Origin of the sequence: Streptomyces sp. NPDC006314 (assembly GCF_040613075.1) — a bacterium.
Taxonomy (GTDB): domain Bacteria; phylum Actinomycetota; class Actinomycetes; order Streptomycetales; family Streptomycetaceae; genus Streptomyces.
On record NZ_JBEXRL010000031.1, the window covers coordinates 1 to 12122 of the forward strand.

11 protein-coding genes and 4 pseudogenes are annotated in these 12122 nt (G+C 69.7%); 5 read left to right on the forward strand and 10 right to left on the reverse strand.

Features of this window, described 5'->3' with window-relative positions:
- Positions 1-195, forward strand: a pseudogene (locus ABZ079_RS34345) (RNase J family beta-CASP ribonuclease); the annotation flags it as partial.
- Here the strand turns inward: ABZ079_RS34345 and ABZ079_RS34350 are convergent.
- The 6 genes and pseudogenes from ABZ079_RS34350 to ABZ079_RS34375 form a co-directional block, all read right to left on the reverse strand.
- Complete coding sequence (locus ABZ079_RS34350) at positions 182-568, reverse strand: maleylpyruvate isomerase N-terminal domain-containing protein (RefSeq protein ID WP_356943428.1); 387 nt, start codon at positions 566-568, stop codon at positions 182-184. The pseudogene ABZ079_RS34345 and the gene ABZ079_RS34350 sit on opposite strands and share 14 nt — an antisense overlap.
- A 331-nt stretch (positions 569-899) precedes the next feature.
- Complete coding sequence (locus ABZ079_RS34355; protein WP_356943373.1) at positions 900-1142, reverse strand: DUF5302 domain-containing protein; 243 nt, start codon at positions 1140-1142, stop codon at positions 900-902.
- Between the two features lie 208 nt (positions 1143-1350).
- Positions 1351-2766 (reverse strand): annotated as a pseudogene (locus tag ABZ079_RS34360) (DEAD/DEAH box helicase).
- 464 nt (positions 2767-3230) lie between these two features.
- Positions 3231-3329: pseudogene (locus ABZ079_RS34365) on the reverse strand (3-oxoadipate enol-lactone hydrolase); the annotation flags it as partial.
- A gap of 434 nt (positions 3330-3763) precedes the next feature.
- Positions 3764-4114, reverse strand: coding sequence for a hypothetical protein (locus tag ABZ079_RS34370; RefSeq protein ID WP_356943374.1), 351 nt, complete (start codon positions 4112-4114; stop codon positions 3764-3766).
- Positions 4115-4278: 164 nt separating this feature from the next.
- Positions 4279-4428: pseudogene (locus ABZ079_RS34375) on the reverse strand (IS5/IS1182 family transposase); the annotation flags it as partial.
- A gap of 217 nt (positions 4429-4645) precedes the next feature.
- On the opposite strand from ABZ079_RS34375, the gene ABZ079_RS34380 reads away from it, so the two are divergent.
- Complete coding sequence (locus ABZ079_RS34380) at positions 4646-5347, forward strand: Clp protease N-terminal domain-containing protein (protein ID WP_356943375.1); 702 nt, start codon at positions 4646-4648, stop codon at positions 5345-5347.
- A 162-nt stretch (positions 5348-5509) separates the two neighbouring features.
- Here the strand turns inward: ABZ079_RS34380 and ABZ079_RS34385 are convergent, their stop codons facing one another.
- Positions 5510-6418 carry an oxidoreductase gene (locus tag ABZ079_RS34385; RefSeq protein ID WP_356943376.1) on the reverse strand — a complete coding sequence of 303 codons (909 nt, stop codon included), beginning with the start codon at positions 6416-6418 and terminating at the stop codon, positions 5510-5512.
- 111 nt (positions 6419-6529) lie between these two features.
- Here ABZ079_RS34385 and ABZ079_RS34390 point away from each other — a divergent pair, with 111 nt between their 5' ends.
- Positions 6530-7474, forward strand: a complete 945-nt coding sequence (locus ABZ079_RS34390; protein WP_356943377.1) for a helix-turn-helix domain-containing protein — start codon at positions 6530-6532, stop codon at positions 7472-7474.
- 256 nt (positions 7475-7730) lie between these two features.
- Here ABZ079_RS34390 and ABZ079_RS34395 read toward each other — a convergent pair whose 3' ends face one another.
- Positions 7731-8792, reverse strand: coding sequence for an MFS transporter (locus ABZ079_RS34395; RefSeq protein WP_356943378.1), 1062 nt, complete (start codon positions 8790-8792; stop codon positions 7731-7733).
- 7 nt (positions 8793-8799) lie between these two features.
- On the opposite strand from ABZ079_RS34395, the gene ABZ079_RS34400 reads away from it, so the two are divergent.
- Positions 8800-8943 carry a hypothetical protein gene (locus tag ABZ079_RS34400; protein ID WP_356943379.1) on the forward strand — a complete coding sequence of 48 codons (144 nt, stop codon included), beginning with the start codon at positions 8800-8802 and terminating at the stop codon, positions 8941-8943.
- 283 nt (positions 8944-9226) lie between these two features.
- Entirely contained in the window at positions 9227-10063 is an 837-nt protein-coding gene (locus tag ABZ079_RS34405) for a helix-turn-helix transcriptional regulator (protein ID WP_356943380.1), read from the forward strand.
- A 131-nt stretch (positions 10064-10194) separates the two neighbouring features.
- Here the strand turns inward: ABZ079_RS34405 and ABZ079_RS34410 are convergent, their stop codons facing one another.
- Entirely contained in the window at positions 10195-11301 is a 1107-nt protein-coding gene (locus ABZ079_RS34410) for a zinc-binding dehydrogenase (RefSeq protein ID WP_356943381.1), read from the reverse strand.
- Positions 11298-12110, reverse strand: coding sequence for a phytanoyl-CoA dioxygenase family protein (locus ABZ079_RS34415; RefSeq protein ID WP_356943382.1), 813 nt, complete (start codon positions 12108-12110; stop codon positions 11298-11300). The genes ABZ079_RS34410 and ABZ079_RS34415 overlap by 4 nt, the downstream gene beginning before the upstream one ends.
- Positions 12111-12122 lie beyond the last annotated feature (12 nt).

Genomic DNA, 12122 nt, shown 5'->3' on the forward strand with positions numbered 1-12122 from the left:
CGCGGCTTCGTCCACGACGACGCCACCTTCGAACCGGTCATCCCCGTCATCGAGAAAACCCTGGCCACCGCGGCCGAGGAAGGCGTCGGGGACGCCCGCCAACTCGAACAGCTCCTCGCCCGCGCCGTGGCGAACTGGGCATTCCGCACCCACCGCCGCAAGCCCCTCATCATCCCCGTCATCATCGACGCCTGAGCCGCAGCCCGGCAGCACGTCCGCGGTTCCGGTGGCGGCCCTGCGAGCATCGAGGTCGGGCACGCCCGGACCGGACGGTGGCGAAGCCGCCGGGCTCGACGAGGCGGATCGCCTCGCCGTGGGCGGCCGGCAGGTCCGCGAGGGAGTCGGTGTTGCGGGCGACGGCCCTGTCGCCGCGCTCCAGGGCCGCCTGCGCAAACTCGCGGCCGAAGCCGCGGGAGGAACCGGTGACATGGCGGCCATGCACCCCGCTCAGATGTTGCACCAGATCGGACAGCGTCCACTCGGGGCAGGTCGGCACCTGCACGTCGTGGCTGGGCACCGAGGCGACCGCTGCCCGGAACGCGACCGTCTGTGCGTCGTTCAGCCGCAGCAGGACGGGGAACGAATGTCCTTGCCACGCGGATGCCTACCGTCGCCCCGGACGGCCGCAGTCGATTTTCACAGCGGTACAGGGGCACGCGAGGCGCGCAAAACCGGCCGCGTCCCCTCGGACAAGGCAGTGCCCTCATCCCGGAATTCCAGTTCGGCGGCGCCACCGACCCGAGCCAACCGCATCTGGGCCATTCCCCCAGGCGAGTCCTCCGGCTACGCCCCGCCCGCGACGCGCGCACGGTCATGCGCACGTCGCGGGCCACAGCACGGGATGCGTGAGTCGATAGCGCGAGTGCCGGTGAAGCGGTTAGATCGCGGGACTCATCGACTCAGCCGCCGCTCTTGCGCCTGAACGACCGCTGGCTCGCAGCCGGGCCGTGCGCCGAACGCACCTTCGATGCATCGGACTTGGCGGCAACATCAGCGGCATCCGCCTGCGCACCGCGCTTGCGCGCCAGGGCTTCGCGGAACTTGCGCTTGAGGTCGTAGTTGCCGTCGCTGTCCGGCTCCAGAGGGGACGTCTCGGGGGCAGCCGACTCCGAACCTTCCGTAGGTACGGGCTCTGCGGTCATGGTGACCTCCTGGGTTCGGGGGGGGTGGGCAAGCACAGCTTGTCATGCTGGGCGCAGTTCGAGGCGCCGGTAACATCATCCTGCTCCGTTTCGGCGGGCATCCCTCTCGCGGCCGAAGGCGTTGACTTCGTAGGTGAGGCACACAGGACGGCTTCGGGCCGGGCCGAGGGTTGTCGATCCCGTGGCCAGGCTGCCAAGGCAACGACTCTCAGCCGTTGCGACGCACGAGGGCGGCCCTGCGGGCCTCGGCGAGCTTGCGGGCCTCGCCCGCCTTTCGGGACTTGCCGCCGGCGCCGCGGGAGGTGCCCTTGCTGGTGCCGAGGCCGCGGAAGGGAGCGTTGGTGTTCTTGGGTCGGGGGACGGCGGGCTCGCCGTCGAGCGGGATCCCGGAGGGAGTCTTGGCGCCGGTGATCCGGCTCAGCTCCGCCTCGCCCGAGCGCACCTTGGTGACGGTCGGCTCGATGCCGGCCCCGGCCATCATGCGGCTCGTCTCACGGCGCTGGCCCGCCAGCACGAGCGTGACCACGCTGCCGGACTCACCGGCGCGGGCGGTGCGGCCCGCCCGGTGCACATAGTCCTTGGCATCGGTGGGCGGGTCGACGTTGACCCCGAGATCGAGGTCGTCGACGTGCAGGCCACGGGCCGCGACATTGGTCGCCACCAGAACGGTGATCTGGCTGTTCTTGAACTGCGCCAGGGTCCGTGTGCGCTGTGGCTGGGACTTGCCGCTGTGCAGGGCCCCGGCGTGAACCCCGCTGGCCCGCAGATGCCGGGTGAGCTGGTCGACGGCGTGCTTGGTGTCGAGGAACAGCAGTACGCGGCCGTCGCGGGCGGCGATTTCCGTGATGACGGCGTAGCGGTCAGGGCCGTGGACGACCAGAACGTGGTGCTCCATCGTCGTGACTGTGCCCGCGGCCGGGGTCGACCGAGTGGACGATGGGGTCGTGGAGGTAGCGGCGGACCAGCTGATCGACGTCGCGATCGAGAGTGGCCGAGAAAAGCATCCGCTGACCGTCGGGGTGCACCTGGTCGAGCACGTCGGCAACCGGCGGCAGGAATCCCAAGTCGCACATCTGGTCGGCCTCGTCCAGCACGGTGATTCTCACCCGTCCCAGGCGGCAGGCGTTGCGCTCGATCAGGTCGTGCAGGCGTCCGGGGGTGGCGACGACCACCTCGGCTCCCTGGCGCAGCGCGGCGACCTGCCGACCGATCGACGTTCCGCCGACGACCGCGGCGATCCGCAGCCGCAGTGCCTCGGCGTACGGCGCCAGCGCCTGGGTGACCTGTTGGGCCAGCTCCCGGGTAGGCACCAGGATCAGAGCAAGGGGCTGCTTCGGTTCCGCGCGCCGCCCGGCCGTCCGTGCGAGTAGCGGCAGGCCGAAGGCGAGCGTGTTGCCTGATCCGGTGCGCCGCGTCCCAGGATGTCGCGCCCCTCCAGGGCATCGGGCAGTGTGGCTGCCTGGATCGGAAAGGGTTCGCGCACCCCGAGTTCGCTCAGTGTCCGCAGCACCTCCGTCGGCAGTTCCAGACCGGCGAAGGTGACGGCCGGGAGCAGCGCCGGGGTCGTTGTCCCAGGCTGGGCGGGACTGCCGTGAGCGATGCCGGAGTCATTGGAATGCTTCATAAACAGCCTTCCGCAAGGGAACGTACCGAGGAAGGCCCGGCAGGTTTGAACACTTCCCCTGGGCCTGCCGCAGCGAGGGCCAGCCTGTGCAGGACGACTTCAGGCTGGCCTCGTGAGCCGCACCAGGAGACATCGGACTTTGCCCAGCAAACGAATGTGTCCTGGTTGATCGCACCAAGTCCCTGGGGCGTGTGTTGCGCATCGGCCGTAACGCGTGCCGTCGCTGTGCCCTTGCTTCGGGTGGCTCCCAAGAGGACAACCGAGTGCAACGGCGCCCGCGCCGGCGTTGTAACCCCACCTGTTCGGAAGCCCCGCGAGGCCGCACCCGCGGGGCTTCTCGTCGCACACCGCTCTCACGCGCCTATCACCGACTGTGTCGACTCCCTGGGACCAGAACGCCCTGACCCGGCATTACGCGCTCATCTTGGACGGGCATGGACGCTCACGGACGGTCTCTACAACCTGTGCCATGTGGTGCCCAGTGAGGGACCGAGGATCAGGACGGGGGCCTCTTCCGGCCCGTCGAAGCGGTATTGCAGGGTGTTCGGTGGTGTCTCGCTCACCCGTCAGACCCTCTCATCCCTCACGGGATCTCACATGGCCGGTCCCCACCTAACGGCTCCTGTGCCTCTCGCTACGACAGGCCCGGCGCTGCCGGAAGCCCCTGGGGTCCAGGTACGCGTTCTCCGGCATGCACCCGTGACCGTGTCGACAGCGGGGTCCTGCGGGGCGCGCGCCCGGTCCCAGCCGCTTCGACCAAGAGCTTCCGCCCTCGTCACCGCTTCCCAGTGGTTCGGGTTGCAGCATCGCGTGGGATGGGCCACCGAGGCCCGGCGTGACTCACCTGCAAACCTTCGGGCTCTCGCCCACCAGCGGCTTGGACAACACGATGGACAAGGGCCGTCTTCCCCTGTAGCGGATGGCGCGCCGCTGAGTGGTGTCGGTCGTGGCCCGGGAACGCGCGGATGACGGTGGCCTCTGTCGCCCAGGCGATCCGCTACTGGATGACCTCGTAGATCTCCTTGTAGCCGGATACCGCGTTGCTGTTAAACGCATCGATCAGTGACTGGGCGTTCTCATCTGGATTCACGAAGAACGCTCGCTCCATGGTGAAGTACTGGTCGAGGCTGTCGAATTCCCATTGGCAGACGACCGTATCCATGGACCCGGCGTAATCGACGTAGATTCGCCGGTTCGCGTACCCCGCCTCTTCAAACACCTTGGTGAGGGTCTTGAACGCCGCCACGATCTCCGGCGCCTTCCCGCGTTCAGCTTGGTAGACCTCGCGCATCATGTACATGACGTCACCCTGCTTTCCTGCTCGAGCAGCAATCGACTCGCAGGCCATTTTTTATGCTAAGTCGTCAAAATATCGCCCGCATGCCGAGCGAGGTCCGGCTATCAATGGCGTGATCTGGACGTCTCCCGCCTTGGTCATGGTCTGGCTGTACGCCCTGCTGGACGACGTCGGCCCGCCGCTTGATCTCCCGGTTCAGCCGCTCCAGAGGGTTGGCGCACCGGCGGTACGCCGTAGACCAGCAGTAGGAGCTGCGTGACGTCGTTGCGGTGCCCGCCCGACGACGACACCCGCAGCGGGGTGCCGTGCGCGTCGGTCAGCACGTGGTGCTTCGAGCCCGGCCATGCACGGTCAACCCCGGCTGGGGCCGGCTTTCGGGCTGCTTCGACCCGCTTGGCCTGCACGTAGAGGCGTCAACGGTGACGCGGGAGAAGTCCAGGCGGTTGTCGCCGTTGACCCACCGCATGGCCCCGCTCGGCGTCGACCACGCCGGACGACGAACTCGCGGCCCGTCTCGAACACACCGGGAACAGGCGTCAATTACATGTTGACGAAGGCGGAGCGTCAATTTAAGGTTGACGCATGAGCCCACTCAACATCAGTCTCGCCGACCTGATCACCCGCCTCGACGAGGAACTCCCCGACGCCGACCACCTGGCCCGCATCAGCGAAGCGCAGCTGCGCAACCTGACCCTGTCCGACCTCGGTAACCAGCTCGTCGACCACTACGTCGGCAAGGCCAAGCAGGCCGGCGCGTCGTGGAGCGAGATCGGCGACGCCATCGGGGTCACCAAACAGGCCGCCCAGCAACGCCACACACCCAACGCGTTCGAGGGGTTCACCAACCGGAACCGGCACAGCATCGTGCTGGCGCAGGAGGCCGCCCGAACGTACAAGCACGACTCCATCGGCACCGAACACATCCTGCTCGGCCTGCTCGGCGAACCGGGGGGCCTGGCGTACGAGGTGCTGTTGGCGAAGACCGAGTCGGAGCAGCGCATCCGCGACGCGATCGAGGAAGCGATGCCGCCGGCCGGGCAGAAGGCGCTGCGGGGTCACATCGCATTCCGGCCGGAGAGCAAGGAGGCCATCGAGCAGGCATCTCGCGCGGCGGCCGACCTGGGCCACGACTGGGTCGGCACGGAACACACGCTGCTGGGCCTGATCCGCGTCGAGGCGAGCCCGGCCGCGCAGATTCTGCGCAACCTCGGCTTCACGCCGGACGAACTGCACGAGACGGTCAAGACCGAGATCACCGCACGGTCCGGCACGCGCGACACGTAGCAACGAAACGATCGGTCGCCCGGTCGCTGGGGCGGACCCGGCCGAGGATCAATGTCTCCCGGGAGAGGGGGTGGTGACCAGCGCTGGGCGGCCACAGGTTGCGGCCCAGCGCGACGGCGGTGAGCGGTCCGCTCACTCCTCGATGTGGCCGCTGAGAGTCACTCAGAGATTCCGGCGGTGCAAGGAGTCGAGGAAGGCAACCTCATCCTCGGAGAGCCGGAGGCCGCCTGCGGCCACGTTCGATGCCAGGTGGCCGGGGTCACCGGTACCTGGGATGGCCAGCACATGCGGGCCGCGGTGCAGGGTCCAGGCGATCCGGACCTGGGCGGGGCTGGCTCCCTGTGCCCGGGCGACGGCCAGGATCTCCGGATGGTCGCTGTCGCTCGCCCCGGCTTGGCCTCCGGTGGCGGCGATCGCGTAGAACGGCACGAAGGCGACACCTTGCTCGCCGCAGGTGCGGACGAACGCGTCCTGGTCGGGCCGCACTCCGAGGCCGTACATGTTCTGCACGCAGACCACGGGCGCGATGGCCTGGGCCTCGGTGAGGTGATGGGGGTGGACGTTGGAGAGGCCAAGGTGGCGGATGAGTCCGGCCTCGCGCAGTTCGGCCAGCGCACCGAAGCGCTCGGCGATCGAATCGGTGCCGACGATGCGCAGGTTCACCACATCCAGGTGGTCACGGCCGAGCTGTCGCAGGTTCTCCTCGACCAGTCCGCGCAACTGCTGTGGCCCGGCGTGGGGCAACCATGCTCCCGACGGGTCGCGTGGCTGCCCGACTTTGGTGGTGATGACGAGGTCTTCCGGGTAGGGGGCCAGGGCTCGGTTGATCAGTTCGTTGGCTGAGCGCAGCCCGGAGAAGTAGAACGCAGCGGTGTCGATGTGGTTCACGCCGAGCTCGACGGCGCGGCGAAGCACGCTGATCGCCTGCTCGCGGTCGCGCGGGACGGCGTCGGGTACGAGCGCCCTGCCGGTCTGTGGCAGGCGCATCGCCCCGAAGCCGATCCGGTTGACCGTCAGGTCTCCCAGCTTCCAGGTACCCGATGCGGAGGCGGTGATCGTCTCTGAGGTCATGCCGGAATGATTTCCGCCCGGTATGTTGGCCGCCATTGATTCAGGTATACGTGAATCCTTGAGGGGGGACTCCTGGCGGAGCTTGCGTTCTCGGCGAGAGATGTGGCGCAGGTGCGGTTCGCCGTCTCGCCGATGTGGCAGGTCGGGAGCAGCTTCCGGCTGCTGGCCTCCGGCGCCGCGGATCCCGTGCACCGACGTTGGCTGGAGCAGGTGCGGCCAAGGGTCGCGGCTGCCGGCTTGGACAAGGCGTGGCTCGCCGAACTGATCCCGCCCTCGGGCTACGCCCCGGACTTCCTCAACCCGGCACCCACCGGGCCGGCCCCCACGCTGGCGGAGGAGCTAGCCGCGATGGTGGCCTCTCCTGCCGACCGCATTCGCAAGGACCTCGACCACCTCGGATACCACCAGGGCGGCATCGGAGCCCGGCTGCGTTCCCTGTATGCCGATCCGCGCACCCGCCTGGCACGGGTCGCGGAGGAGATCGAGGCCTACTGGGAGCTGGCACTCGCTCCCTACTGGGCGCGGATCCGCACGGTGCTGGACGCCGACGTCTTCCACCGTGCCCGGCAGGTCTCGCAGTACGGAGCCGACCACCTCTTCAACAAACTGCATCCACAGGTCAGATGGAACGACGACGTACTGCGGCTGGTCCGCTGGCCACGGTCCCTGTCCCGGGAGACGGCGGGCGCAGGGCTGCTTCTGATTCCTTCCGCCTTCAAGGGGCCGGGTCTGTCCACGCGGGTCGCCCCGCCGGAGCCGCCACAACTCGCCTACCGCGCCCGCGGCACCGGCGCGCTGTGGGAACGCCGCACCATCACCAGTACCGCGGCGATCGTCGCCGTGCTCGGCCGTACACGAACCCTCCTGCTCACCGAACTGGATACTCCGGCCACAACGACAGAACTGGCCTACCGCACCGGGATCTCCAAGGCCGGGGTCTCCCAGAACCTCACAGCACTGCGCAATGCCGGCTTCGTAACCGCCCACCGGGCTGGCCGCTCAGTGCTGTACGCACGCACGTCCGTCGCGGAATCCGTCCTTGCCGCCGGCCAATAACCCAGGGACCGATCACTAGGCCAACCCTTAGGGAGATCACCGTCGCGCCCGACGGAGCCTCGTCCGATGACCTGCCGGCCGTCGGACACCCACGCCTCGTTCCCCTTCAGCTTCACCCGCACCTTCGCCCCGATGAACCGGGCAGGCACCGAGTAAGAGCAACGCCCTGACCCTGACACGGCCGTTGCGGCAGAGGGTCGACTTCAGGTCGATGCAGGTGTCGTATTGTCACGTCTGCCGCCACCCGCACTCCCGTTCAGCGGTAGCGTGCCCGGCCCGCCGCCGCGGCCACCGTCAGGGGCACGGTCAGGAGCGCTGCCAGCCAGAACAGGGGGCGGTAGTCGTGCGCCTGAGCGGTGGACGCGGCCAGCCCGCTGGCCAGGGCACTGCCCACATAGAGGGCGACACCGAACATGGCCACGCCGGTCGCACGGGCCTTCGGGGACAGGGCCGTCGCCCACGACTGGATCGTGGAGTGCATGAAGGACCAGCCGCCGCCGAGGAGCAGCGCGACCACGACGAGCACCCCGGTCGACTGGCTGTACCCGGCCAGCAGGTATGCCAGAGCCATCTGCACCCCGCCGGCCACGATCAGGGCTGCCGGAGACCACTGCCCGACGAGCCGCTTGACCGCCTGCGCCGCGGCCATGGAGCCGACCCCGTACAGGGCCGCGACCGCGCCGGCCAGGGTGGTGGGAACGCCATGCGCTTCCAGGGCCGGGGCCAGATAGGTCAGGAAGCCGAGCAGCACCGCGCCCTCCAGCATCGCCACCCCCATGACGTACCACTGCCACGGAGAGGACAGGACCACGCGGAAGGGCGCCAGCAGCGACCCGGAGCGGGTCCGCTCGGGCTCGGGCAGGCGGCGCAGGGCAACCGCCAGGTAGGCAGCGAGGACACCGGGCAGCGCGAACACCAGTCGCCACGTGAGGTAGTGCGCCAGCGCCCCGGCGACGACCGTGGCCACGGCGGTGCCCAGCGCGAAGGCGGTCATCAGCTCGCTGAGGGGACGCTGCCGGATCGCGGCGGGCACCGTGTCGCCCACATACGTCAAAGAGGCGGCGATGGAGGCGGCGAAGAACGCGCCGGCCAGGGCGCGGGCTCCGATCAGCACGGGAGCGTCGGGAGCGAGGGCCGAGGCCAGGGCGGCCAACGCCGCGCCGGTCAGTGAGACCCGCATCACCCGGACGCGCCCCCATCGGTCACTGGCCACCCCCCACACCGGCTGCATCAGCCCGTAGGTGAGGTAATAACCGCTCGCGGCCAGCACCACGGTGGGGAGCGGGGCCCCGAGTCGTGGGCCGATGAGAACCAGCATGGGTGCGATGCAGAAGCGGTCGAAGTTGCTGACGAATCCAGCGGTGCGCAACAGCCGCAAGGAGGACGCGGGCAAGGTCGCCACCGGTGTCGACGCGGTGGTGGTCACGGGGGGACGCTCCCTTCCGTGGGGGTTCGACGAGAACGGGTGACAGAGGGGACCGACCCTGGACGGAGGCGGTCCGCCACCAGTTCAGCACCGGGTACCTCGGGGCGGAGACCGCTGGCTATTACCATCACTCACAGCCTGCCGGGCCGGCGTCGCGTCCGGTGACGGCAGCATGAGAAGAGGGCGCCCGCGTTCGGGCGGACGCCCGCCATGCAGAGGAGAGGCACGATGACGCGCGGCGGGCCGTCGCCCTCGGACACCTGCGCATCGCCCACTGCGGACCGCGGTTCCTCGCCGGCCACGGCCGGCCGTCGGTGCGACGGTCGGTGAGCGCCGCACCCACGCCCCCGGGCGATTCCCCACGCCGGGAACTGGGCGCTTTCCTGCGTTCCCGCCGAGAACGGCTGACACCGAAAGACGTGGGCCTGTCCGACGCCCCGGGCCGCCGGACACCGGGGCTTCGGCGGGCCGAGGTCGCGGAACTCGCCGGCATCAGCGTCTCCTGGTACACGTGGCTGGAGCAGGGCCGGGTGCGGACCTCGGAGCAGGTGCTGCGCGCGGTGTCGCGGGTACTGCGGCTGGATGCCGCGGAAACCGCGCACGTACTGTCCTTCGTGGAGGAGAGCAGGCCGCCCGCCGACGCTCCCACCTGGGTGTCAGGCAACCTGCTCAGCCTGGTGCAGGCCATGGCACCACACCCGGCCGTGGTGCTCGACCCGCACTGGGACCTGCTGGCCTGGAACTCCGGGTACGCCGCCCTGCTGACCGATCCGGCGCGGCTGCACCCCAAGCAGCGCAACCTGCTCTGGCTGGTGTTCCGCTGGCCGCCGGCCCGCGCCCTGCTCGCCGACTGGGAGGACGAGGCTCGCGCCCTGCTCGGCCAGTTCCGGTCCCGTGCCGTTCGCCGCCCGAACGATCCGCGGTTCGCCGAAATCATCGGCGAGTTGCTGTCGGACGGTGACGCGGCCCGCTGGTACGAGCGCCGGGAGACAGCCGGGTTCCAGCCCTCGGTACGTCGTTTCCGGCATCCGGCCGTGGGCGAACTGCGCCTGCGGTACGTGAAGCTGGCCGCCGTGGACGAGCCCGGTCATCACTTCCTCGCCTACCTGCCCGACGACCGGGAATCCGAAGGCGCCCTGCGACGCCTGCAGGAAAGCGGGTGAGCCCCGCGAACCCGGTCGTTCCGGGACATGGACTCGCGGGGCTCACCCCGGCGTGCCGGCGACGCGTTGGGCACGTAGGGGGAGACGTGCCATTCGGCATCCGGTGAGCGGGGCTCTCACCGCACGGCCGGTCAGCCGGTCAGTACGGCCTTCAGAACGGTGCCCGCCGCGACGTCGGCCAGGGCATCGGCGTGGTTCTCCAGCGGGTAGGCCGTCACCATGCTCTCCAGGTCGAAGCGTGCGGTGAGGGCGGGAAGCAGTCGCACATACTCGACGAGGTGCGCGCCGGTGAAGGCCCACGACCCGATCACGTCGAGCTGCCGGTGCACGATCTGGTGCGGATTGAGCTGGGTGTCACCGGCGTCGGTGTACTGGCCGATGACCAGGTAGGAGCCGCCTCTGCGGGCCAGGGTCAGGCCCTGGGCCACCGCGTCGGGGACTCCGGCGCACTCGATGACGAGGTCGGCGCCGTCCGGGCCGGCGGCGGCTCGTGCCTCGCGCAGCACCGCCTCGGGATCCGCGCCGCCCACGATGTCCAGGTGCATGTCGCCGATGCCGGCCGCGGCCGCCGCGGCCAGTCGCCGTTCGGGACCGCCCACGATGATGACGCGTGCCGCTCCGGCGAGTTGGGCGAAGGCCGCCGCGGCCAGCCCCACCGGGCCGCTGCCCTGGACGATGACGGTCTCTCCCAGGCGCACGGGCCGCCGCTCGTACAGGGCGTGCACGACCGTGGGACCGGCGCAGGCCAGGGCCATCGCCGCCGTGGCGGACACACCCGGCGCCGCCCGTACCACGGTGGTACCCGGCTGGAGGACGATGTGGTCCGCCCAGGAGCCGGAGAGAGCCACGTCGTCGGTGATGGCGCGGTTGACGCCGTAGGTGCGCCGGTTCCGGCAGAGGGTGGGCTCGCGGTGCAGCCGGCACGGCGGACAGAGGCCACAGGCGATGGACGAGGCCCACATCACCGCGTCGCCCACCACCAGTGGCTCGCCCAGGGCGTCCCGGCCGCCGTCCGCACCGAGTTGGAGGACGGTGCCGTACCCTTCGTGGCCCAGGACCAGGGGCGTCGGTATGGGCAGATGTCCCTGCTGGAGGTGCAGGTCCGTTCCGCAGATCCCGCCGTACAAGCGGTTGACGACCATGCCTTCGGCGGGTGCCGGCGGCACGGGGAACTCGCGCAGCACAGGCGGTGCGCCGAACTCCTCGAGCACCACGGCCCGTCCGGTGCGCCCGGTCACGAGGTCACCATCCCCAGCGCGTCGGAGAAGCGGTGCGCCAGGGGCCGCAGGGGCGCGGTGTCGCGGCACACCACGTAGTCGGGCCGGGGCTCGCCCTGCGGGCGCGGCACGTTGGAGCAGGCGTTGTACGTGGCGATGAGCAGCCGACGGGCCCACGGCGACATGTTGGGTGCGGAGCCGTGCACGATCTCGGGTGAGAAGAACACCACCGAACCGGCGGGGCCCTTCGGGCTGGTCATGCCGTGCCGGTCCACGAGGGCGGCGAGTTGCTCCGGGGTCAGGGAGATGTCGTCGGGATCGAGGTGCTGCGCCGACTTGGCGTCGGCCTTGCGTTCCCGGTGCACCAGTCCGGCACGGTGCGAACCGGGCAGGAAGAGGACCGGCCCGTTGAACTCGGTCACGTCGTCCAGGAAGACCCCGATGTTCACCTGGAGCGGTGCCGGCAGGCCGTCGGCGATCCGCCAGGCCAGGTAGTCCTGGTGCCAGGCCCACTTGTCACCGCCGAACGCGGGCTTGGCGTTGATCTTGAACTGGTAGACGTAGACGTCCTCGGTGAGCAACTGCCGGACCGCCGGGAGGATCCGCGGATCGCGGACCAGGTCACCGTACTCCGGCTGCCGAGTGTGCGAGGCGTAGACGGCTCGCACCTGGCTGTCGCCGTCCTCGGTGACGAGGTGCGGGCCGGGCACTTCGCAGTCACGCTGGAAGGCCTCGGTCAACCGCCCTACCTCGTCGGTGTCGAGAAGCGATTCCATGAGCAGGAATCCGTTGGTGTGATACTCGTCCACCTGCTGCTGGGTCAAACGCATGGCTGATTCCTT

Excerpts from the sequence above, each read along its gene's own strand:
- ABZ079_RS34355 (WP_356943373.1), bottom strand. The coding sequence starts at position 1,142 with ATGACCGCAGAGCCCGTACCTACGGAAGGTTCGGAGTCGGCTGCCCCC.
- ABZ079_RS34370 (WP_356943374.1), bottom strand. The coding sequence starts at position 4,114 with ATGGCCTGCGAGTCGATTGCTGCTCGAGCAGGAAAGCAGGGTGACGTC.
- ABZ079_RS34380 (WP_356943375.1), top strand. The coding sequence starts at position 4,646 with ATGAGCCCACTCAACATCAGTCTCGCCGACCTGATCACCCGCCTCGAC.
- ABZ079_RS34385 (WP_356943376.1), bottom strand. The coding sequence starts at position 6,418 with ATGACCTCAGAGACGATCACCGCCTCCGCATCGGGTACCTGGAAGCTG.
- ABZ079_RS34395 (WP_356943378.1), bottom strand. The coding sequence starts at position 8,792 with ATGCTGGTTCTCATCGGCCCACGACTCGGGGCCCCGCTCCCCACCGTG.
- ABZ079_RS34400 (WP_356943379.1), top strand. The coding sequence starts at position 8,800 with ATGCAGAAGCGGTCGAAGTTGCTGACGAATCCAGCGGTGCGCAACAGC.
- ABZ079_RS34415 (WP_356943382.1), bottom strand. The coding sequence starts at position 12,110 with ATGCGTTTGACCCAGCAGCAGGTGGACGAGTATCACACCAACGGATTC.